General features: G+C 68.4%; 20 protein-coding genes and 1 tRNA gene. 15 read left to right on the top strand and 6 right to left on the bottom strand.

What is annotated here, in order from left to right:
• On the bottom strand, positions 1-954 hold the full coding sequence (locus G6N07_RS16560; RefSeq protein ID WP_085188283.1) for an alpha/beta fold hydrolase: 954 nt from the start codon (positions 952-954) through the stop codon (positions 1-3).
• Positions 954-1466: a phage holin family protein gene (locus tag G6N07_RS16555; RefSeq protein WP_085188285.1), complete on the bottom strand. Its 513-nt coding sequence runs from the start codon at positions 1464-1466 to the stop codon at positions 954-956. The genes G6N07_RS16560 and G6N07_RS16555 overlap by 1 nt, the downstream gene beginning before the upstream one ends.
• Positions 1467-1593: 127 nt before the next feature.
• Here G6N07_RS16555 and G6N07_RS16550 point away from each other — a divergent pair, with 127 nt between their 5' ends.
• Positions 1594-2301, top strand: coding sequence for a chymotrypsin family serine protease (locus tag G6N07_RS16550; RefSeq protein WP_085188287.1), 708 nt, complete (start codon positions 1594-1596; stop codon positions 2299-2301).
• Between the two features lie 64 nt (positions 2302-2365).
• Here the strand turns inward: G6N07_RS16550 and acs are convergent, their stop codons facing one another.
• Complete coding sequence (gene acs / locus G6N07_RS16545) at positions 2366-4315, bottom strand: acetate--CoA ligase (RefSeq protein ID WP_235849554.1); 1950 nt, start codon at positions 4313-4315, stop codon at positions 2366-2368.
• Positions 4316-4440: 125 nt separating this feature from the next.
• On the opposite strand from acs, the gene G6N07_RS16540 reads away from it, so the two are divergent.
• Positions 4441-5172, top strand: a complete 732-nt coding sequence (locus G6N07_RS16540) for an oxidoreductase (RefSeq protein ID WP_085188291.1) — start codon at positions 4441-4443, stop codon at positions 5170-5172.
• Between the two features lie 402 nt (positions 5173-5574).
• Here G6N07_RS16540 and G6N07_RS16535 read toward each other — a convergent pair whose 3' ends face one another.
• Positions 5575-6432: an HAD-IB family hydrolase gene (locus tag G6N07_RS16535; RefSeq protein ID WP_085188293.1), complete on the bottom strand. Its 858-nt coding sequence runs from the start codon at positions 6430-6432 to the stop codon at positions 5575-5577.
• A 453-nt stretch (positions 6433-6885) separates the two neighbouring features.
• Here G6N07_RS16535 and ssd point away from each other — a divergent pair, with 453 nt between their 5' ends.
• The 7 genes from ssd (at position 6886) to G6N07_RS16500 (ending at position 11391) form a co-directional block, all read left to right on the top strand.
• Positions 6886-7947: a septum site-determining protein Ssd gene (ssd, locus tag G6N07_RS16530; protein ID WP_085188568.1), complete on the top strand. Its 1062-nt coding sequence runs from the start codon at positions 6886-6888 to the stop codon at positions 7945-7947.
• Positions 7944-9110, top strand: a complete 1167-nt coding sequence (locus G6N07_RS16525; RefSeq protein WP_085188295.1) for a TadA family conjugal transfer-associated ATPase — start codon at positions 7944-7946, stop codon at positions 9108-9110. The genes ssd and G6N07_RS16525 overlap by 4 nt, the downstream gene beginning before the upstream one ends.
• Positions 9107-9892 (top strand): type II secretion system F family protein, encoded by a 786-nt coding sequence (locus G6N07_RS16520; protein WP_085188297.1) that lies wholly within the window; start codon positions 9107-9109, stop codon positions 9890-9892. The genes G6N07_RS16525 and G6N07_RS16520 overlap by 4 nt, the downstream gene beginning before the upstream one ends.
• On the top strand, positions 9889-10467 hold the full coding sequence (locus tag G6N07_RS16515) for a type II secretion system F family protein (protein WP_085188570.1): 579 nt from the start codon (positions 9889-9891) through the stop codon (positions 10465-10467). The genes G6N07_RS16520 and G6N07_RS16515 overlap by 4 nt, the downstream gene beginning before the upstream one ends.
• A 48-nt stretch (positions 10468-10515) precedes the next feature.
• On the top strand, positions 10516-10722 hold the full coding sequence (locus tag G6N07_RS16510) for a DUF4244 domain-containing protein (RefSeq protein WP_085188299.1): 207 nt from the start codon (positions 10516-10518) through the stop codon (positions 10720-10722).
• A gap of 68 nt (positions 10723-10790) precedes the next feature.
• Positions 10791-11051, top strand: a complete 261-nt coding sequence (locus G6N07_RS16505; protein WP_308214538.1) for a TadE family type IV pilus minor pilin — start codon at positions 10791-10793, stop codon at positions 11049-11051.
• Positions 10951-11391: an Rv3654c family TadE-like protein gene (locus G6N07_RS16500; RefSeq protein WP_085188303.1), complete on the top strand. Its 441-nt coding sequence runs from the start codon at positions 10951-10953 to the stop codon at positions 11389-11391. The genes G6N07_RS16505 and G6N07_RS16500 overlap by 101 nt, the downstream gene beginning before the upstream one ends.
• A gap of 611 nt (positions 11392-12002) precedes the next feature.
• Here the strand turns inward: G6N07_RS16500 and G6N07_RS16490 are convergent.
• Positions 12003-14330 (bottom strand): DNA 3'-5' helicase SftH, encoded by a 2328-nt coding sequence (locus G6N07_RS16490; protein ID WP_085188305.1) that lies wholly within the window; start codon positions 14328-14330, stop codon positions 12003-12005.
• Positions 14331-14638: 308 nt separating this feature from the next.
• On the opposite strand from G6N07_RS16490, the gene G6N07_RS16485 reads away from it, so the two are divergent.
• From G6N07_RS16485 to topA, 3 genes are all read left to right on the top strand, one after another.
• The gene (locus G6N07_RS16485) at positions 14639-14842 is read left to right on the top strand and encodes a cold-shock protein (protein WP_011562175.1); all 204 of its coding nucleotides are present in this window, start codon (positions 14639-14641) and stop codon (positions 14840-14842) included.
• Positions 14843-14975: 133 nt separating this feature from the next.
• On the top strand, positions 14976-15569 hold the full coding sequence (locus tag G6N07_RS16480) for a hypothetical protein (RefSeq protein ID WP_085188307.1): 594 nt from the start codon (positions 14976-14978) through the stop codon (positions 15567-15569).
• Between the two features lie 289 nt (positions 15570-15858).
• Positions 15859-18642 carry a type I DNA topoisomerase gene (topA, locus tag G6N07_RS16475; protein ID WP_099050130.1) on the top strand — a complete coding sequence of 928 codons (2784 nt, stop codon included), beginning with the start codon at positions 15859-15861 and terminating at the stop codon, positions 18640-18642.
• A gap of 3 nt (positions 18643-18645) precedes the next feature.
• On the opposite strand, the gene G6N07_RS16470 is transcribed toward topA, so the two are convergent.
• Positions 18646-20232, bottom strand: a complete 1587-nt coding sequence (locus G6N07_RS16470) for an adenylate/guanylate cyclase domain-containing protein (protein ID WP_085188311.1) — start codon at positions 20230-20232, stop codon at positions 18646-18648.
• Between the two features lie 81 nt (positions 20233-20313).
• Here G6N07_RS16470 and G6N07_RS16465 point away from each other — a divergent pair, with 81 nt between their 5' ends.
• The 3 genes from G6N07_RS16465 to G6N07_RS16455 all read left to right on the top strand — a co-directional run bounded on the left by G6N07_RS16465 (position 20314) and on the right by G6N07_RS16455 (position 22099).
• A complete protein-coding gene (locus tag G6N07_RS16465; RefSeq protein WP_085188313.1) occupies positions 20314-21522 on the top strand; it encodes a DNA polymerase III subunit delta' in 1209 nt (402 codons plus the stop codon).
• Between the two features lie 65 nt (positions 21523-21587).
• Positions 21588-21660 (top strand) — tRNA-Thr (locus G6N07_RS16460).
• Between the two features lie 253 nt (positions 21661-21913).
• On the top strand, positions 21914-22099 hold the full coding sequence (locus G6N07_RS16455; RefSeq protein WP_085188315.1) for a hypothetical protein: 186 nt from the start codon (positions 21914-21916) through the stop codon (positions 22097-22099).
• Positions 22100-22292 lie beyond the last annotated feature (193 nt).

The raw sequence follows: 22292 nt of genomic DNA, 5'->3' as shown, positions 1-22292 counted from the left end.
TCAGCGTCGGTACACCTGGCCGAGGAACCGACCGAGTTGCTCGTTCACCTCGTCGGGCGCTTCTTCGTGACCGTAGTGGCCTGCGCCGGCGAGCGATACGTAACGCCCGTGCGGTGCGAAGTGCTGGGTGCGGTCGACCGGATCGGCGAGAACGTACGGGTCCGAGCCGCCGCGCAGGTGCAGCATCGGCACCACCAGCGGCCGCTTCATCAAACGCATGAAGCGACGGCCCTCGCCGCGGAGCTGACTGCGCACGGCCCAGCGTTGATACTCCAGTGCCGAATGCGCCGCCGACGGGATCTGGATGGCTTTGCGCAGATGTCCGATCGTCTCCGAGAAATCTTCAGTCGCTTGCCACTTGAGGCTGGAGCGGGCACGGATCAGCTTCTCGACCTCGGCGCCGTCGTCGCGGGTGAGCATCCGCTCCGGCCACATCGGCGTCTGGTACCGCAACAGCGAGGGCAGCAGCGCCCGGCCCTGATCGCGCTGCCTCGTCACCGAGGCCCGCAGCGCAACGGGATGCGGGGAGCTGACCACCGCGATGGCGCGGACCACCCGAGGGTGCAGCACCGACGTCGCCCAACACACCAGGCCACCGTCGGCGTGTCCGACCAGCGTCGCCGACTGGTGGCCCAACGCTCGCACCAGACCCGCGGTGTCCCCGGCCAACGTCCACCCGTCGTAGCCGCGCGGTGGTTTGTCACTGCCGCCGTATCCCCGGAGGTCCACGGCCACGACACGGGCGCCGCTGAGCTCCTTGAGCTGATGGCGCCACGACCACCAGAACGAGGCGAATCCGTGCAGCAGGATGACCAGCGGCCGCTCGGTGAGCGGAACTTTGGAGGCGTCCAGCGAATCCGCCTCGACGACGTGGAAGCGGATGCCGTTGGCGTGCACGTCGAGATGACGCCAGGGACCGTCGATCCGGACGACCGACGGATCAGGCGAGGACACTACCAACCGGACGGGTCGCCCGTCTTCTGAGCGTCTGCGACCGCGGCCACCTTCGGCGCCTTGTCATGGCCCGGGGTCAGCGCTTCGCGCGTCTCCTTGACCGACTCGATCGTCTGCTGCGGGCCCCGGATGCGGCGCACCTTCAGATAACCGAGCAGCGCCAGTACGGTGGTCACCACCACCATGACGCCGAAGACGATCAGGAACGACGCCCACCGCCACAGCCAGGTGTCGAGCAGTTCGGCGACGAAGAAGAAGAAGAAGAACGTCGAGTAGAACAGCACGGCCAGCGCGGCGATGAAGAAGATGCTCCCGGTCAGACCCTTCTTGACGTCCCGGGTGATTTCGGCCCTGGCCAGTTCGACTTCGGCCCGCACCAGCGTCGACACCTGGGAGGTGACGTCTTTGACCAGATCACCGATCGAGGGATCGGGCTTGGGCGCATGTGGATCCACCAACGGGATCGATGTGACGGTGGTGGGCACGCCGTTGTTGCGATCGCCTCGGCTCACGGACACTTCCTCCCGATGTGATGTCAGTCGCGCTTCATGTTGCCATGTGCGCATCGGCTAAACGATTCCGACCGACGATAGACTCAATTGATCTAGGTGGGTCGGGCACATCGATGGAGGAGCCACATTGCGCACCGCACACCGCCTCGCGCTGATCGTCGCGGCGATGGCCGTCGGCTTCGTTCAGGCTCTCGTTGCGGCTCCCACCGCCGGCGCGGCCGGCCCCGTCGTGCTCGGCGGTGGCTCGGGCATCGTCGTCAACGGTGAATCCTTCTGCACGCTGACCACCATCGGCAATGACAACCGCGGCAACTTGATCGGATTCACCTCGGCGCACTGCGGCGGCCCCGGTGCGACGGTGTCGGCCGAAGGGGCGCAGGACGCGGGAATCCTCGGCACCATGGTGGCGGGCAATGAGGCGCTCGATTACGCGGTGATCCAGTTCGATCCGCAGAGGGTCATTCCGAGCAACAACATCGACGGCTTCCAGATCGATGGGCTGGGACCGGACCCCGCATTCGGTCAGGTCGCGTGCAAGCTCGGGCGGACCACCGGCTATTCATGCGGCGTGACGTGGGGCCCGGGCGAGGATCCTGGCACGATCGTCAACCAGGTGTGCGGTCAACCCGGCGACTCCGGTGCGCCGGTCACGGTCAACAACCGCCTCGTCGGCATGATCCACGGTGCCTACACCGAGGGCCTACCGACGTGCGTGGTGAAGTACATTCCGTTGCACACCCCGGCGGTGACCATGTCGTTCAACACCCAACTCGCCGACATCGTCGCGAAGGGCCGACCGGGCTCGGGTTTCGTGCCCGTCGGCGCCGTCGCCTGATCCCCGCGAAACACATTCCCGGTCGTCAAGCGGATGGCTCGACGACCGGGAATGCTTTTCGGCGCTATTTGCTGGCGCGGATGGCCTCGAAGACGCTGGGGTCGACGAGGGTGGAGGTGTCACCGAGTTCGCGGCCTTCGGCGACGTCACGCAGCAACCGTCGCATGATCTTGCCGCTGCGGGTCTTGGGGAGTTCGGGGACGACGTGGATCTCGCGTGGCCGGGCTATCGGTGAGATCTCCTTGGCCACCTCGGCACGCAACTCTTCGACCATGTTGTCGTTGTCCTCGGCGGAGGATTCCAGGATGACGAACGCGCAGATCGCCTGCCCGGTGTGGTCGTCGCTGGCGCCGACGACGGCGGCTTCGGCCACGTGGGAGTGCCCCACGAGCGCGGATTCGACCTCGGCGGTCGAGATCCGGTGACCCGACACATTCATCACATCGTCGATGCGCCCCAGCACCCAGATGTTCCCGTCGGCGTCGTAGCGGGCGCCGTCGCCCGCGAAATACCAGCCCTGCTGGGCGAATCGGGACCAGTAGGTGTCCTTGAAGCGCTGCGGATCACGCCAGATGCCGCGCAGCATCGCCGGCCAGGGCGCGTCGAGCACCAGATAACCGTTGGCCTGCTCACCGTGGTCGCTGCCGGGCGGCAGTTGGTTGCCGTCGTCGTCGACGATCTTGGCCGAGATGCCGGGCAGCGGCGTCATGGCTGAGCCTGGCTTGGTTGCCGTGACACCCGGCAACGGCGAGATCATGATCGCGCCGGTCTCCGTCTGCCACCAGGTGTCGACGATCGGAGTCTTGTTGTGCCCGAACACATTGCGGTACCACCGCCATGCCTCAGGGTTGATCGGCTCGCCGACCGAGCCGAGCAGCCGCAGACTGGACAGATCGTGGGCGTCGGGGATCGCGCGACCCAGTTTCATGAAGGTGCGGATCAGTGTCGGGGCGGTGTAATAGGTTGTCACGCCGTACTTCTCGATGACCTCGAAGTGCCGGTGCTCGGTGGGTGATGTCGGCGTGCCCTCGTAGACCACCTGAGTGACCCCGTTCGACAGGGGACCGTAGACGATGTAGGTGTGGCCGGTGACCCAGCCGATGTCTGCAGTGCACCAGTACACGTCGGTCTCGGGTTTGACGTCGAACACGTTGTAATGGGTGTAGCTCGACTGCACGAGGTAGCCGCCGGTGGTGTGCATGATGCCCTTGGGCTTGCCCGTGGTACCCGAGGTGTAGAGCAGAAACAGTGGGTGCTCGGCGTCGAAGGCCTCAGGGGTGTGCTCGGGCGACGCGCTGTCCACCGTCTCGTGCCACCACAGGTCGCGTCCGTCGGTCCAGGACACGTCGATCCCGGTGCGGCGCACGACCAAGACGTGTTCGACCGAGGACTGCCCCTCGACGGCCTCGTCGACCGCCTCCTTCAACGAGGCGGCCTTGCCGCGGCGGTACTGACCGTCGGTGGTGATGACCAGTTTGGCCTCGGCGTCCTCGATGCGGGCCTTGAGCGCCGACGCCGAGAACCCGGCGAACACTACGGAGTGCATCACCCCGAGGCGCGCGCAGGCCAGCATCGCCACGATCGCCTCGGGCACCATCGGCATGTAGATCGCGACCCGGTCGCCGGCGGTCAGGCCCAGGCCGGTCAGCGCGTTGGCCGCCTTGCACACCTCGTCCTTGAGTTCGGCGTAGGTCAGTGAGCGGGAGTCGCCGACCGGCTCGCCCTCCCAGTGGATCGCCACCCGTTCACCGTTGCCTGCCTCGACATGCCGGTCGACGCAGTTGTACGCCACGTTCATCTTTCCGCCGACGAACCACTTCGCGAACGGGGCGTCGGACCAATCCAGCACCTCGGTGAACGGCGTGTCCCACGACAACCGCTCGGCCTGTTTGCCCCAGAAGGCGAGGCGGTCCTCCTCGGCTTCGCGATATATCTCCGCTCTGGCGTTCGCCTGCTCGGCGAACTCGGCGGGCGGCGGGTAGCTGGACGGGATCTCGTTGTGCGCCTCGGACATGATTGTGAGCGTAGTCACCTCGGGTGGACTCCACATCGAGACCCCACATCACCTCGTGCAGAGGGCCGAAGTGATACGCGAGCGTCGGGCCTCCGCGGCCCAGCGGTCGACTACCGTGGGCTGCCATGACCGATCCGCTTGGCCCCCTCACCGAGCTACCCGAAGTGAGTGCAGCCAGCGACGAGGCTCGCGACGCGCTGGGGCGGGCGCATCGGCACAAGACCAATCTGCGCGGCTGGCCCGCTACGGCGGCCGAGGCGGCGCTGCGGGCAGCGCGGGCCTCATCGGTGCTCGACGGCGGATCGCTGCAATTGGCGGACACCGGCGAACCCGACCCGGTACTGGGGGGCGCGTTACGGGTGTCGCAGGCGCTCGAGGGTGGTGCGACCGTACTGGTCGACGTGTGGCAGCGAGCGCCACTGCAAGCGCTTGCGCGGCTGCATTCGTTGGCGGCCGCCGACCTCACCGATGACGAACACCTCGGTCGGCCCCGAGCGGACGCCGGGGTCGGCAGGCGGCTCGAGCTGTTGGTCGAGATTCTCACCGGCGGTTCGCGGGCGCCCGCCCCGGTGCTAGCCGCCGTCGCGCACGGTGAGCTTCTGACGCTGGCGCCATTCGGGACGGCCGACGGCGTGGTGGCCAGGGGAGTGTCGCGGCTGGTGACGATCACCAGTGGGCTGGATCCGCACGGCCTCGGCGTTCCGGAGGTGTACTGGATGCGCCAGTCCGGCGACTACCGGGCCGCCGCCCGCGGGTTCGCCTCCGGAACGCCCGACGGCCTCACGGCGTGGTTGCTGCTGAGCTGCCGGGCGCTGCACGAGGGAGCCCGCGAAGCCCTGCAGATCGCCTCGGGATGACCTCCCAGCAACGTGAAGCGGGCGGCGATCCGAATCCGAATTCAGTTCGCCGCCCGCCAGCCCGGAGTCCGGTTACCAAGCGTGCTGTGGGGGTTGCGTGGGTCGGCCTCGGCGTCAGTGCGATGCGCTTCGACGGACTGCTCCACCCAAAGAGCCGTCGTGGTCGTCCGCTCCTCGCATCAACGCAGGCCCGCAACACTTTTGCCAATTTCGCGGCAGGTGCTCCGCGTGGGTGCCGGGTTCCGTGCTGGGTCGCCGCGGTTCGGGAGGTGTCGCCTTCTCTTCTGGTGACATCTTGGCCTTGCCGGGCTTCCGTGCCTCCTTTTTACTACGTGAGAACCGTCACATCAAGGCCAACGCCGCTCGATTCCGGATCGTTACGGCCTCCGGCTCGACAATCCATCAGGGTGCGAAGCGGCGCAGTAACGAATACGTCAGAGCGCCCGCGGCAAGTGCGCTCATCCCGACCGCTGCGGTGGTGGCGACGGCGGCGCCCGAAGGCGCGGGGATGCGGTCGCGCAACGACACCGGACGGGTGAAGGTCAGTACCGGCCAGCCCCGGGCGGCGGCCTCCTTCCGGAGCGCGCGATCGGGGTTCACCACCGTCGGATGGCCGACCGCCGAGAGCATCGGAAGGTCGGTGATCGAATCGGAGTAGGCGTAGCAGTGTTCGAGCGCGTACCCCTCCTGTGCCGCCAGCGCGCGGATGGCTTCGACCTTGCCCTCGCCGTAGCAGTAGAAGGCGATCTCCCCGGTGTAGCGTCCGTCCTCGACCACCATGCGGGTCGCCATCGCATGGCTGGCGCCCAGCGCACGGGCGATCGGCGCGACGATCTCCTCACCGGACGCCGACACGACGACCACGTCGCGGCCGCAGAGCTTGTGGTCGGCGATCAGGTCGGCGGCCTCCGCGAAGACCAGGGGGTCGACGATGTCGTGCAGTGTCTCGCCGACGATGGACTTGATCTGCTCGACGTCCCACCCGGCGCACATGTTGGTCACGTAGGACCGCATGCGCTCCATCTGGTCGTGGTCGGCGCCCGACATCAGAAAGAAGAACTGCGCATAGGTGGACTTGAGCACCGCCCGTCGGTTCAGCAGGCCCTGATCGAAGAAAGGTTTGCTGAAAGCCAACGTGCTGGACTTCGCAATCACAGTCTTGTCCAGATCGAAAAACGCTGCGGTGCGTACTGGGTGATCGGCGGACGAACCGTCTCGGTGGTCGGTCGGCGCTGCGGCGTCGTGCTCAGATGCGCTCATGGGCCCAGCATAAACACCAATGTCGTGACATCTGGGCTGGCAGGTGTACAAAATGGCAGATCACGACACCTGTCCGATCCCGCCGCTTACCAACAAACCACCAATGAGAAACGTCGTGGGCACTTGCATTCCGTGGCCGTACCGTGTGTATAGTGGTCGTTGCCCGGTTATTCCGGGTGTGTATCAGCCCGACCCCCCGGGGCTGATACACGACGACCTCCGCCTCCTCCCCCCCTGGCGGAGGTCGTCCCTTTTCTGGGGTGTCGAATTCGTAATCGGGCTAAATCCCATGATGCCGAAACGTTGCCGAACTGACATACGGACTCCACCCCCAGCTGGTTGTCCACAGTTGCTGGTATATCCACAGATGGTAAGCGGAACCGGCATCGGCGGGCGCTGAGGCGGCGGTCGGCGCGGCACTCTTGTCTCATGACCAGCCCAGGTGTGCGTCCCATGACCAGCCCAGGTGTGCTCGTGATGCTGAGCGGGTCGGCGCTGCGCGACGACGTGGATCGCGTCGCGGCGGCGGCGACGGTCGCTGTTGTGCACGCCGCCGAGCCGTCGAGCAGGAAGAGCTGGAGCGCCGCGGCGGCCGTCCTGCTCGACGAGCAGGCGGCCCGCCGGTGCGCCGCGCAGGCACTCCCCAGACGTGACGGGGTCATCCTCCTCGGGCAGGCCCCGCTCGGCGAGGAGCACTGGCACGCCGCGATCACCGTGGGTGCGCAGCGGGTGCTGACGCTGCCGGAGCAAGACGGCGAACTGGTCGTCCTGCTCGCCGACGCGGTGGAATCGGTGTGCGACGACGCAAGGCAAGGGCCGATCGCCGCCATTGTGGCGGGTCGAGGTGGTGCGGGAGCGTCTGTACTCGCCGCGGCGCTCGCGATGTCGGTTTCCGACGCGCTGCTGGTCGACGTCGACCCCTGGAGTGGGGGGCTGGACCTGCTGCTCGGTGCCGAGACCACGGCAGGCCTGCGCTGGCCGGATCTGTCCCTGCGCGGCGGCCGGGTCGGGTACGCGTCGCTGCGCGACGCGCTGCCCCGGCATGGCAGCGTGACGCTGCTGGCGAACGGGCGCGGCGGAGGAGAGATCGACCCGACCGCGCTGGCCGCGGTGGTGGAGGCGGGAAGCCGCGGCGGCGCGACGGTGGTGTGCGACGTGCCGCGCCGCTCGACAGCGGCAGCGGAGGTCGCGCTCGACACCGCCGACCTGGTGGTCGTGGTGGTCACCGCCGAGGTCCGCGCCTGCGCGTCGGCGAGCGCGATGGTGCCGTGGCTGTCGGCGATCAACCCCAACGTCGGCCTGGTGGTTCGCGGGCCGGCGCCCGGAGGTTTGCGCGCGGCGGAGGTGGCGGGTTCGGTCGGGCTGCCGCTGCTGGCAGCGACGCGACCACAACACGGGGTGGCCGAGGCGCTGGAACGCGGTGGTCTGCGGATCTCCCCGCGCTCGCCGCTCGCGGCCACCGCGCGGCGCGTGCTGACCGTGCTGCAGCGTCATCCCGCGGAGGCGGTGGCATGACCACGTCGCTGATCGACCGTGTGCGCGAGCGGCTCGCCGCCGAAGCGTCGCCGCTGCACCCGGCGGCCGTCGCGGCCGCGATCCGGGCCGAGTCGGGTGGCGTCCTCGGTGACACCGAGGTGCTCACGAACCTGCGTGCGCTGCAGACCGAACTGACCGGTGCCGGCCCGCTCGAACCCCTGCTCCGTGCCGACGGCACCACCGACGTCCTGGTCGCCGCGCCGGACGCCGTGTGGGTCGACGACGGCAACGGTCTGCGCCGCACCGCGGTCCGGTTCGCCGACGAAGGCGCCGTGCGTCGTCTCGCGCAGCGGCTGGCGCTGGCCGCGGGACGCCGACTCGACGAGGCCCAGCCGTGGGTCGACGGTCAACTGCACGGTTTGGGAACGGGCGGGTTCACGGTGCGGCTGCATGCAGTGCTCCCACCGGTTGCCGCGGCCGGCACCTGCCTCTCCCTGCGGGTGCTGCGTCCGGCCACTCAAGATCTGACCGCCCTCATCTCCGCGGGAACGGTCCCCGCCGAGGCGTCCCCGCTGCTGCGTGACGTCATCGACGCCCGGCTGGCCTTCCTCGTCAGCGGCGGGACCGGGGCGGGCAAGACGACACTGCTGGCCGCCGCCCTCGGCGCGGTCCCGCCCCACGAACGAATTGTCTGCGTCGAGGACGCCGCCGAACTGGCGCCGCGGCATCCCCACGTCGTGAACCTCGTCGCCCGCGCCGCGAACGTCGAGGGGGTCGGCGAGGTGACGGTTCGCGATCTCGTGCGGCAGGCGCTGCGGATGCGGCCCGACCGGATCGTGGTCGGCGAAGTCCGCGGCGCGGAAGTCGTCGACCTGCTCGCTGCACTCAACACCGGTCACGACGGCGGTGCGGGCACCGTGCACGCCAACAATCCTGCCGAGGTTCCGGCCCGGATGGAGGCGCTCGGCGCGGTCGGCGGGCTGGACCGCCCGGTCTTGCACAGCCAGTTGGCGGCCGCGGTGCAGGTGCTGCTCCACGTCGCGCGTGACAGCACGGGCATGCGCCGACTCACAGAGATCGCAGTGCTCAAGCCGCACGACGACGGCCGCGTGCGGGTGATTCCGGCCTGGCGAATCGGCCATGGGTTGGATGCCGGTGCCACTGACCTGAGCCACCTGGTGTCCTCGAGGAGGGCGGGGTGAGCGTCGCCGCGTTAGCGCTCGCAGTGGCGCTGTTGCTGAACCCGGTCGACGTGAGCCGACGGCTGCGCGCTCCGGCGCCGCGGCAGTTGCGCCGCCGGCGGATCCACGCGCTGACCGCGCCGGTCGTCCTGTCGACGGTCCTCTTGTGGTCGGTGGCCTCCGCCGGAGTCGTGCTGGCGGCGATGGTCGCGGGCGCCACCGCCGCGGTGCGAACACGTAACCGGCGCGCCCTGAGGCGACGGGGCCGGGAGTCGGAGTCGCTGCAGGCTGCGCTCGAGGTGCTGGTGGGTGAACTTCGTGTGGGGGCGCACCCGGTGGCCGCCTTCGAGGCCGCTGCCGGCGAAACCGGCGGGCAGGTGGCGGACAACCTCCGCGCCGTCGCGGCGCGTGCCCGTCTCGGCGCCGACGTGGCCGCAGGCCTGCACGACACCGCGCTGAGGTCGGCGCTGGCCTCTCAGTGGGACCGCATCGCGGTGTGCTGGCAGCTGGCCGAGACCCACGGTCTCTCCATCGCCGCATTGATGCAGACTGCGCAACGCGATATCTCCGAGCGGCAGCGCTTTTCATCGCGGGTGAGCGCCGGTATGGCCGGTGCGCGGGCGACCGCCGCGGTCCTGGCCGGGCTGCCCGTCCTCGGAATCGGCCTCGGCCAGTTGATCGGAGCGGATCCCGTGCGTTTCCTGCTCACTGGGGCGGGCAGCTGGCTGCTGCTGATCGGTGTGACGCTGTCGTGCGCCGGCCTGCTGTGGTCGGACCGCATCACCGCGGGTGTGACGGCATGAGTGTGTCGGCCGCGCTGCTCGCCCTGGCCCTCTTGTTAACGGGACGCGAGGGCGGTGTGCGGATGGTCGGGCTGCGTACGGCCGATCGGCGGATAACTCGGCCAGTTGAGCAGGGGAGCGCCGATCCGCTCGCGGCGGCGTCGACCTTCGACGTTCTCGCGGCCTGCCTGTCCTCGGGCATGGCGGTGTCGGCGGCCGCGTCCGCGGCGTCGACCTCCGCGCCGCCCGCACTGGCCCGGATCCTCACCCGGGCGGCCGACATGCTGGCCCTCGGCGCGGACGCGGCGACCGCCTGGGCGGATCCCGGGTCCACACTCGACGACCCTGCCCGCGCACTGATGCGGCTGGCCCGCCGGTCCGCGGAGTCCGGAACGGCTCTGGCGCAGGGCGTCGCCGACCTCGCGGTCGAATCGCGAAGTGACGCAGCCGATGCGGCACGGGCCACCGCTGAGCGGGCGGGCGTCCTGATCGCCGCGCCGCTCGGAGCGTGTTACCTGCCTGCCTTTCTGTGCCTGGGCATCGTGCCCGTGGTGGTCGGCCTGGCAGGTGACGTCCTGCAGTCGGGGTTGTGGTGATGATCGGAGCCCGCGGACCGTCCGCGGGTATGGGCAAGGGAGGGCAAGATGTCACTGGGAGCGAAGTTGCAGGAGTTCCAAGCACGGTTGACCGTGTTGGCGGTCGACGACGCCGGAATGTCCACTGTCGAGTACGCCATCGGGACGGTCGCCGCGGCAGCCTTCGGCGCGATCCTCTACACGGTGGTCACCGGCGACTCGATCGTCGGCGCACTGACCAACATCATCAGCCGCGCGCTCAACACGAATGTCTGATTGACGATTCGGGTGGGGCAACGGTCGAGGCGGCATTCGCCATCGCGGCGGTGGTGGTCGTGCTGTGCATGTGTGTCACCGGCTTGTCCGCCGTCGGTGCCCAGGTGCGGTGCGTCGACGCCGCACGTGAGGCCGCACGCCTGGCGGCGCGCGGCGACGGTCGCTCGGCGACCGAGGTGGCCGGCAGGATCGCCCCGGAGGGTGCGGCGGTCGATCTCCGGTGGGAGGGTGAACTGGTCGTCGCGCGGGTCAGCAGCAGACCTCCGATCCTGTTGGGCGTCACCATCGCCGCACAGGCGGTGGCAGCGGCCGAACCCGGCGTCCGATGAGAGCGGCGCGGCGAGCTTCACCGCGGTCGCCGCCGTGGCGGTTCTGATCGCGGTGACGGGTGCACTGACCCAGGTGGGGTCGGCGGTGATTGCTCGCCACCGCGCGCAGGCCGCCGCGGATCTCGCCGCGCTGGCCGCGGCCACCCAGATCGCCGCCGGCCCCGAATCAGCATGTGCGGGAGCGGCAGTCGTAGCCCGGTCGATGGACACGACGGTGACCGACTGTGCCGTCGACGGCCTGGAGGTGATCGTCGAGGTCCAGGCGGTCGCGGGACTGGGGGAGTGGCGATTCGGTCCTGCGCGTGCGGCGGCGCGCGGGGGACCGGTGCCACTCCCGTGAGGGCGGCTGCGCGATGGTCGGCAACGACCGCGCCTCGCGCAGTTCCTCGTCGGCCGGCAACCGCACCGAGGCCAGGCCGGCGAAGGTCTGCGGTTCGAAGTCGATGCAGTTGGCCAGGTCCTACTTCAGCGGACCGCGAAGCGGACGCTCGGGCGGTTCCAGATTCGGCGGCCCGATCCAGACGGGAGCCCCGTCGGTGCGGACATCTGCACCACGTCGGTGCGGATCATGCGGTCGTTTTTCGGGTTGATCCCCGACCGAGCATGCTCGGCGGACAGTCTCGGCGATGGCGGTCTGCACCGCCATCAGATGGAGTTGCGCCGCAGAAAGGCGCTGGTCAGGACCATTCTCTCGGTTCGCCGGCCCTGCGCGGCCACGACGGGCTCACTCCCCAGTGTCTCCACCAGCAGCATGCTCCACCAGCAGCGCGTCTCCACCAGCCCACCGGATCTGCGTCGCCGTTGCGGTCACCGTGCGACGGCGCCGAAATGGACACGCAATCGGTGGCGGTGTCCTCGGCAACGAGGTATTTTGCTCCCACGCCTGGTTCCGGTCGGGCGAAACGGATTTTCTTGTGGAGTCGACCGTCGAGGGGTCGGTCGGTTCCCCTGTCAAGGGCGACGATCGTCCAATGCGCGCAATACCAGACGAAGCACTTGCACCGCACCGGCCTTGTCGAGCGGATCATTACCGTTCCCGCATTTCGGCGACTGCACACACGACGGGCAACCGCCCGGACACTCACACGCCTCGATGGCATCGGCGGTCGCCTTCCACCACGTGCGGATCTGACCGAACCCGCGAGCCGCGAACCCCGCGCCGCCCGGATACCCGTCGTAGACGAAGATCGTCGGCAGGCCGTCCTCCGGGCCTACGGCGGTCGACACCCCACCGATGTCGCCGCGGTCGCAGCTGGCCACCAGAGGCAGCAGGCCGATAGCCGCGTGCTCGGCGGCGTGCAGTGAGCCGGGAAACCGAAACGGGTCGATCCCGGCGTCTAGCAACGCTTCCGGTGCGACGGTGCACATCGCCGCCATGGTGTTCAGTGTTCGGGTTGGCATGTCGAGTTCGATGAAATCGATCACCTCACCGTTGAGCCGGCGACGCAGATAGCCGACCACGGTGTTGGACACCGACACCGGAACCAGACCGACGGTCACCGCGCCAAACGCCTCCCGCTCCCCGGTACCGGTCACCGCGATGTCGGTGATCTCTCTGGCGAAGGTGGTGTAGCCGGGTTCTTCGGCGTGGACGAACGCCACACCATCCTCGAATGACAGGCAATCCACCACATAGCTCTCACCCTGGTGCAGGTACACCGCGCCCGGATGAACCGCCGCCGCCGCCTGACCGGCATTCGCGCTGCCGAGCATGCGCCCGGTGTCAGCCTCGAGGATGGCGATCTGCCCGCCGATGGAACCTCGGATGTCCACCGTGGGATGGGGATCGAGACCGGGTACGGGGAAGTACTGGGGTCCCCGGCGGCGCAGCAAACCGTCGTCGACGAGTGACTCCGCCACCGTCTCGGCGTGCCACATCCGCACCTCGGAATCGGTGAGCGGCAACTCGGTGGCGGCGCAGAGTAACTGCGGAGCAAGGACATAGGGATTAGCGGGGTCGATCACCACTCGCTCGATCGGCCGGTTCAGCAGAGCCTGCGGATGGTGCACGAGATAGGTGTCGAGGGGGTCGTCGCGGGCGACGAGCACGATCAGTGCGCCCTGGCCGCGCCGCCCGGAGCGGCCCGCCTGCTGCCAGAAGGAGGTGACCGTGCCGGGGAATCCGGCCAGCACCACCGCATCGAGCCCGGCGATGTCTACCCCGAGTTCCAGCGCGTTGGTGGTGGCCAGTCCCCGCAGTCGCCCGTCGGCCAGCGCGCGTTCGAGTTCGCGGCGGTCCTCGGCGAGGTAACCGGCGCGGTAGGAGGCCACCTGCTCGACCAGTTCGGGGGCGACCTCCTCGAGGCGGGCCCGCGCGCCGAGTGCGGTGAGTTCGGCGCCGCGGCGCGATCGCACGAACGTCAGCGTCCGCGCCCCTTCGGCGATCAGATCGGCCATCACCCGCGCGGCCTCCGCACCCGCGGATCGTCGTACCGGAGCTCCGTTCTCGCCGACCAGATCGGTGAGCAGCGCCGGCTCCCACAGTGCCACCGTCCGTGCGCCCTGAGGTGAGCCGTCGTCGGTGACCTCCGTGACCAATTGACCGATCAACTCGGCGGCGGTGGCGGCGGGTGCGGCGGTGGTCGCACTGGCGAAGATGACCGTCGGCCCGCCCGGGTCGGCCGAGTACCGCGCGCACAGCCGCAGCAGCCGGCGTAGCACCAGCGCCACGTTGGAACCGAATATGCCCCGGTAGTAGTGGCATTCGTCGACCACGATGAACTTGAGGTGGCGCAGGAAGACAGCCCAGCGCGGGTGGTTGCGCAGCAACGAGAGGTGGATCATGTCCGGGTTGGAGAAGATCCAGCGTGACCGCTCCCTGGCGAATCGCCGGACGTCGACGGGGCTGTCACCGTCATACGACGACGGCGCCACGTCATGCAGTGCCGGGACCGCGTCGGTGAGTGCTTGCGCAGTGCGTAGCTGGTCGTGGCCGAGCGCCTTCGTCGGCGACAGATACAGTGCGCGCGTGCGTGGCTCGGACGCCATCGCGGACAGGATCGGCAGCTGGTAGGCCAGCGACTTGCCGGACGCCGTGCCGGTGGACAGAACGACGTGTCTGCCGTCGTGGGCCAGGTCGGCCGCCGCGCGCTGATGGGACCACGGAGTGCGCACGCCTCGATCAACAAACGCCTGCACCACTTCTGGATGCGCCCACTGCGGCCACGGTTGCGGTTGGCCGGAACGCGGCGGGAGGTCGGCGACGTGACGGAGCGGTTGCTCGTCGCCCGCCACGCCCGCCACTGCACAAGACAGCAGCTCCCGGCCGAAATCTGACACTGCCAACCCTTCTGAAACACGTCCGTAACAGTGCGTCGCGCCGTCGACGCCGGTGCACAGGTGAATTGTTCCCCAGGGAAGTGCTCGGAGACTGTCGCACCAGCGCTGAACGTGATTGACTTAGCGCGGTCGCAGCTTCTGTGTTCGTGTACTCGCACTCGCAGGATCGACGTTGCGATCGCGGTTCCTGCGAGGGTTGTAGGTCGGGTCGAGTTCCGACGACTCCACGAAGGATGGCGGTCGGAACGGGCCCGGTGTACCGAAACGGTGGACCGCACCCGGAGAAGAAGAAAAGGAAACAACAGGAAATGCCACAGGGAACTGTGAAGTGGTTCAACGCGGAGAAGGGGTTCGGGTTCATCGCCCCCGAGGACGGCTCCGCAGACGTGTTTGTCCACTACACGGAGATTCAGGGCAGCGGCTTCCGCACCCTGGAGGAGAACCAGAAGGTCGAGTTCGAGGTCGGCCAGAGCCCCAAGGGGCCGCAAGCTACCGGTGTGCGCACCATCTAGTACAGCGAGCCTGACGAAACACCCCCACTGATCCGTGTCAACGGAGCTGTGGGGGTGTTCTCGTTCAGGGCGCCGTCGCTCCGCATGCGCGGGGCGCCCCGCGGCGAACGCTCGGCTGGCTTACTGTCGATTCGTGAGCCAGCTGTCCTTCTTCTCGGCGGAGGCGGTACCCCCCGCCGTCGAGGATCTCACCGGGTTGCTCGCCGCGCCCGGTCAGGTGGTGCTGGTCGGCACTGGCCGTGAACAGGGGGCGCGACTGTCGGTGGTCGTGGACGACCTGTGGCGGGCGGAGGCGCTCGCCGAGATGATCGCCGACGCCGGGCTGCATCCGGAGATCTCGCGTACGGAGGAGAAAACCCCGCTGGTCCGCACGGCCGTCGAGTCGCGGCTTGTCGCGATCGCCGCTGAATGGTCCCGTGGTGCGGTCAAGACAGTGCCCCCGCAATGGCTGCCCGGACCCCGCGAATTGCGGGCGTGGACGTTGGCGTCAGGCACCAGGGAGCCCAACGGCTACCTGCTCGGCCTCGACCCTCACGCGCCCGACACCCATTCGCCGCTGGCGTCGGCGATGATGCGCATCGGTATCGCGCCTACCCTCATCGGCACCAGAGGGTCCCGCCCGGCCTTGCGGATCAGTGGTCGACGCCGGCTGACGCGCCTGGTAGAGACGGTCGGGGAACCCCCTGAAAGTGCCGCGTCGTTGTCCCACTGGCCCGGCATCCAGTAACCGGTGACGAAGAGTCCAGTTTGCGTCGGTCAGCGTAGGGTGCGAAATTGTCAGGTGCCGACAGGCGCCGACGCAGGCATCCGGCGCCGGATGGCGAATGAAGAATTGGAGCAGGATCCAGTTGGCTGACGGTAGCCGCAGAAGCGGGAACGGTGGCGATGAGCCGCTTGCGCGAAGAGGAAACGGCGCCGATGAGCCGCTTGCGCGAAGAGGAAACGGCGCCGATGAGCCGCTTGCGCGAAGAGGAAACGGCGCCGATGAGCCGCTTGCGCGAAGAGGAAACGGCGCCGTGCGGCGACTCGTCATTGTCGAGTCACCGACGAAGGCCCGCAAAATCGCCGGTTATCTGGGCTCCGACTACATCGTCGAATCGTCGCGCGGACACATCCGCGACCTCCCCAGGGCCGCCGCTGACGTGCCCGCGAAGTACAAGTCGGAACCGTGGGCCCGGCTCGGCGTCAACGTCGAACACGACTTCGAACCGCTCTACATCGTCAGCCCGGACAAGAAGGGCACCGTCACCGAGCTGAAAGGCCTGCTCAAGGACGTCGACGAGCTTTATCTGGCCACGGACGGCGACCGTGAGGGCGAGGCCATCGCCTGGCATCTGCTGGAAACGCTGAAACCCCGCATCCCGGTCAAGCGGATGGTGTTCCACGAGATCACCGAGTCGGCGATTCGCGCCGCCGCCGATGACCCTCGCGATCTCGACAACGACCTGGTGGATGCACAGGAGACCCGCCGGATCCTCGACCGCCTCTACGGCTACGAGGTCAGCCCGGTGCTGTGGAAGAAGGTGGCGCCGAAGCTGTCGGCCGGCCGCGTGCAGTCCGTGGCGACCCGCATCATCGTGCAGCGTGAACGCGAGCGCATGGCGTTCCGCACTGCCGGCTACTGGGATGTGAGCGCCGAGTTGGACGCCAGCGTCTCCGATCGGCAGGCCATGCCGCCGACGTTCACCGCCAAGCTCAACAGCGTCGACGGACGCCGGGTTGCCACGGGTCGCGATTTCGACTCACTCGGTCAGGTGCGCAAACCCGACGAGGTGCTCGTCCTCGACGAGGTCGCCGCCGGAGCGTTGGCGGCAGGTCTGCAGGGCGCACAGCTGTCGGTCGCGTCGGTCGAAAAGAAGCCCTACACGCGTAGGCCGTATGCACCTTTCATGACCTCGACGCTGCAGCAGGAGGCCGGTCGCAAACTCCGATTCTCGTCGGAACGCACGATGAGCATCGCCCAGCGCCTGTACGAGAACGGCTACATCACCTACATGCGAACCGACTCGACCACGTTGTCGCAGTCGGCCATCGACGCCGCGCGCAACCAAGCCCGCCAGCTCTACGGCGAGGAGTACGTGCACCCGTCGCCGCGCCAGTACACCCGCAAGGTCAAGAACGCGCAGGAGGCGCACGAGGCGATCCGCCCCGCCGGTGACGTGTTCCAGACGCCCGGGCAGCTGCACGCGCAGCTCGACACCGACGAATTCCGGCTCTACGAACTGATCTGGCAGCGTACCGTCGCCTCGCAGATGGCCGACGCCCGCGGGACCACGCTGTCGCTGCGGATCGCCGGAGACTCCCGCGACGGCCAGTCGGTGGTGTTCTCCGCCAGTGGCCGCACCATCACATTCGCCGGTTTCCTCAAGGCCTACGTCGAGAGCATCGACGAGCAGGCCGGCGGTGAGGCGGACGACGCCGAGAGCCGGCTGCCGAACCTGACCCAGGGCCAGCGCGTCGACGCCAAGGAGCTCACGCCCGCCGGTCACCAGACCAGCCCGCCCGCCCGCTACACCGAGGCTTCGCTGATCAAGGCGCTCGAGGATCTCGGCATCGGCCGGCCGTCGACGTATTCGTCGATCATCAAGACGATCCAGGACCGCGGCTACGTCCACAAGAAGGGCAGTGCACTGGTCCCGTCGTGGGTGGCGTTTGCGGTGATCGGTCTGCTCGAACAGCATTTCGGCCGCCTGGTGGATTACGGGTTCACCGCCGCGATGGAGGACGAGCTCGACGAGATCGCCTCGGGTCACGAGCGAAGGACCAACTGGCTCAAGAACTTCTACTTCGGCGGTGAGCACGGCGTCGGGGACTCGATCGCCCGCTCAGGCGGTCTCAAGAAGCTGGTCGGTGTCAACCTCGAGGAGATCGACGCTCGAGAAGTCAACTCCATCAAGCTCTTCGACGACGCCGAGGGCCGTCCGATCTACGTGCGGGTCGGCAAGAACGGTCCGTATCTCGAGCGGATGGTCACCGACAACGACAAACCGGGTGAGTTGAAGCCCCAGCGCGCCAATCTCAAAGACGAGCTGACGCCGGACGAGTTGACCCTGGAACTGGCCGAAAAGCTGTTCTCCACACCGCAGGAGGGCCGATCCCTGGGTGTCGACCCCGAGACCGGCCACGAGATCGTCGCCAAGGACGGCCGGTACGGGCCGTACGTCACCGAGGTGCTGCCGGCCCCGCCGGACGAACCAGAAGACGGGGCGCCGGCGAGGAAGGGCAAGAAACCCACGGGACCCAAACCGCGCACGGGTTCGCTGTTGCGCTCCATGGATCTCGAGACCGTCACGCTCGACGATGCGCTCAAGCTCCTGTCGCTGCCGCGCGTGGTGGGCGTCGACCCCAACACCGGTGAGGAGATCACCGCGCAGAACGGCCGGTATGGCCCCTACCTCAAGCGGGGCACCGACTCGCGGTCGCTGGCCACCGAGGAGCAGATGTTCACCATCACCCTCGACGAGGCTCTCAAGATCTACTCCGAGCCCAAGCGCCGGGGCCGGCAGGGCGCGGCGACGCCGCCGCTGCGGGAGCTCGGCACCGACCCGGTCAGCGGCAGCCCGATGGTGATCAAGGACGGCCGCTTCGGACCGTATGTCACCGACGGTGAGATCAACGCCAGCCTGCGCAAGGGCGACGACGTCATGTCGATCACCGACGCGCGCGCCTCCGAATTGCTCGCCGACCGACGGGCCCGCGGGCCGGTCAAGAAGAAGGCGGCCGCCAAGAAGCCGGCGGCGAAGAAGAAGACGGCGGCGACGAAGACCGTGGCGAAGAAGACCGCCTCTAAGAAGGCGTAGTCCTCAGCGCGACAGATCGCCGATCTTGCTGGGCGACCTCAGGTTCACCGGTCGGGCCAGCTGCGTCGGGGCGATGCGGCCGCGCAGTTCGACCGTCTCGGCGACGTTCCAGCACAGCGCCTCGGCGTCGAGTGCGCCGCTCACGCAGATCGCCGATGCCAGCACGTGGCCCGGCTCCAGCTTGGCGAGCTCGGTGAGCCGAGCGGCTTCGTTTACCGGATCGCCGATCACCGTGTATTCGAAACGGGCCTGTGCGCCGATGTGGCCGGCGATCGCTCGCCCCGCCGACACGCCGATGCCGAACTCGGTCCGGCCGAGGACTTTGATGAGCTCGTCGTGCAGTTCCCGCGACGCGGCCAGTGCTGCGCCGCAGGCGTCCGGATGCTCGATCGGAGCGCCGAAGATACACAGCGCGGCGTCGCCCAGGAACTTGTTGACGAAGCCGCCGTGGCGGTTGACGGTGTCGACGACCACCCGGAAGAAGTCGTTGAGCAGGTTGACCACTTCGCTGGCCGGGATCGACGAGGCCAGTTGGGTGGATCCGACCAGGTCGACGAACAGCACGGCGACGTCGCGCTCCTGGCCACCGAGTTCGGTGCCGCGTTCCAGTGCCCGGCGGGCGACGTCCTCGCCGACGTAGCGGCCGAAGAGGTCGCGTAACCGCTGCCGTTCGGACAGATCGCGCACCATGTCGTTGAATCCGGCCTGCAGTAGGCCGAGCTCGCTGGCGTCATAGATCTGCATGTGGGCGTTGTAGTTGCCGCGTTGTACCTCGCCGAGAGCCCAGCGCAGCTGGCGCAGCGGATCGGCGATCGACATGGCGACCAGGACTGTGCCGGCCAACCCGATCACCAGGGCGGCGATGGCGAGCAGCAGGATCGGCATGGTCAGCCGTTCCGCGGGCGCATCGAGGATATCGACGTGGCTGGCCACCAGCGCCAGCACGATGGCGAGCACCGGGACGCCGGTGGACAGGACCCAGGTGAGCACCTGCCGCAGCACGACACCGGGCGCACGGAAGTTCTCCGGCACGCCGCCGCGCAGTGCCGCCACGGCGACCGGACGCAGCACCCGCTCGGACTGCAGATAGCCGATGATCGCCGTGGCCGTCGCACCCAGCGCGGTGGCAACGGCGACGACCGGCGCCGACTTACTGGCGACCGGCCAGCTCGCGACGATGAAAACGATCGACCCGAAAAACCAGTTCGCGAGGCTGATTACGGTCCGGTAGAAGGGCATCCGCAGCGCGCGGGCCCTGGCCAGGTCGGTGGTGTTGGTGTCGCCGTCGGCCAAGAGTGTGTCGCGGCGCTGCCATCGGATGACGGGGATGAGTAGCCGCAGGCTCAGGAAGGCGCCGACGACGAAGGACACGAACAGGTACCCCAGGAAGATCGCGAGGTTGAGCCGGGGTAGGTCCTGGAGGTGGAGGCGGTCCTCCGGCGGCAGGCCGAACCGCAGGAATCCCAGCACGAACAGTGCACCGATGATGTCGGCCTGCAGCATGCCGAGGGTGAAGACCGGCCATGGTGTACGCGCGACCCACCGGACGAATGCGCTGATTCGCCTGATCGGTATCGCTTCCGATGCCACTCGTTTACCGTATCGGGCGAAGGCGACGTTGAGCGTCGCTGTCAGCGAGTTCTGTCGGTCTGCCCACTATTGTCGGCGGTGATGGCTGGAGTTTTCTCCCGTTTGGTGGGCCAACCCGCTGTTGAAGCGGAGTTGGTCGGTGCTGCGCACGCTGCCCGCGGTGACGGCGGTCACAGTGCCTTGGCGACCCGCACCATGACACACGCATGGCTGATCACAGGTCCGCCGGGCTCGGGGCGGTCGATCGCGGCGTTGTGCTTCGCCGCCGCCCTGCAGTGCACCTCCGAGGGCGTTCCCGGCTGCGGGGAGTGCCGGGCCTGCACCACCACCATGGCGGGGACACACGCCGACGTCCGGCGGATCATCCCCGAGGGTCTGTCCATCGGGGTCGACGAGATGCGCTCCATCGTGCAGATCGCCTCCAGGCGTCCGGGGACGGGCCGCTGGCAGATTGTCGTCGTGGAAGATGCCGACCGGCTCACCGAGGGGGCGGCTAACGCGCTGCTGAAAGTGGTCGAGGAGCCGCCGCCGTCGACAGTGTTCCTGCTGTGCGCCCCGTCGGTGGACCCCGAGGACATCGCGATCACGCTGCGGTCGCGCTGCCGGCACGTCGCTCTGGTGACGCCGTCGGTGGAGGCCATCACCCGGGTGTTGATCGAGGGTGACGGGCTGACCGAGCAGGACGCCCGCTGGGCGGCGTCGGTGAGCGGCGGGCACGTCGGGCGGGCGCGCCGGCTGGTGGTCGACGAACAGGCGCGCGACCGCCGCAAACGCGCGTTGAGCCTGGCGCGGGACGCCGCCACACCGTCACGGGCCTACGCGGCGGCCGAAGAGCTGGTGGTGTCGGCGGAAGCCGAGGCCAAGGCGCTGACGGTGGACCGCAACGAGGCTGAGGCCGAGGAATTGCGCACGGCGCTGGGCGCGGGCGGCACGGGGAAGGGCACCGCGGGCACGATGCGTGGTGCGGCCGGCGCGATCAGGGATCTGGAGAAGCGGCAGAAGTCGCGCCAGACCCGGGCATCCCGCGACGCCCTCGACCGCGCGCTGATCGATCTGGCCACGTACTTCCGGGATGCGCTGCTGGTCGCGTCTGGGGCCGGACATGTGCAGGCAAACCATCCGGACATGTCGGACAACGTCGCGGCGTTGGCGGCGCATGCGCCCCCGGACAAGCTGTTGCGCTGCATCGAGGCGGTGCTGGAGTGCCGCGAAGCGCTCGCGGTCAACGTCAAGCCGAAGTTCGCGGTCGACGCGATGGTGGCCACCGTCGGGCAGGCGCTGCGAGACTGACCTCCGGCCTTTTTGGAAGCCGGTGGGCGCTACCGTAGACTCGTGCCGCCTGGCTCGCCTGGCACGCCGCCTTAGCTCAGTCGGTAGAGCGATTCACTCGTAATGAATAGGTCAGGAGTTCGATTCTCCTAGGCGGCTCTCATCTCGTCCCGCTTCGGGAGGCCGAGACGGGTTGTTGACGCCGTTGCTGGCGTCTCGCGTTTCGTGTCATCAGCCGTAGGCTCGGAGTCGTCGACCATCGGCGCCACCTCGTCGAGGTGGGTCTCCAACAGCCAGTGCCCGCCGCCGATCAAGGTGCACTGGGCGTCGGGCAGGTCTCGGCGGTAGGCGCGGGCCGACTGCTCGGGCAGGTAACCGTCGTACGGACCCAGACGATCAGTGTGGGCGGGCGATGCTCGCGGAGGTCGGCCAGTTCGTCGGCGAGCCACTGCAGCGTCGTGGGCTGGTCCTCCAGGATCTGATGACGTTGGGGATGCGCTCAGGAGGGTTCATCAGCGGCCGACGCAGGAGTGATGCGGTCGGCGACGTCGGCGGGCAGCTCGCCGAGGAACTCGGTCCCTTAAACCGTGGAGCCTGACGGCTGGGCAATCTTGCGTCGGTGCCGGCGTTGTTCCAGCAGTCCTCACGGAAGTGGTACTGGGACCGAAGGCGTCTTCTCTCGAGGTGAGTGAGGAACCGTGGGGAGGAGTTCGGCGGGACCGGCCGCGCGGTGGACGGTATCGATGCCGGCGACGGTGGTGCGGTGGTGGTGACGGGTCTCAAGTCGCTTC

This window comes from Mycolicibacterium doricum (assembly GCF_010728155.1).
Classification (GTDB): Bacteria; Actinomycetota; Actinomycetes; order Mycobacteriales; family Mycobacteriaceae; genus Mycobacterium; species Mycobacterium doricum.
The sequence above is the reverse complement of the archived record's forward strand: the minus strand, read 5'-3'. Positions and strand labels throughout refer to the sequence as shown.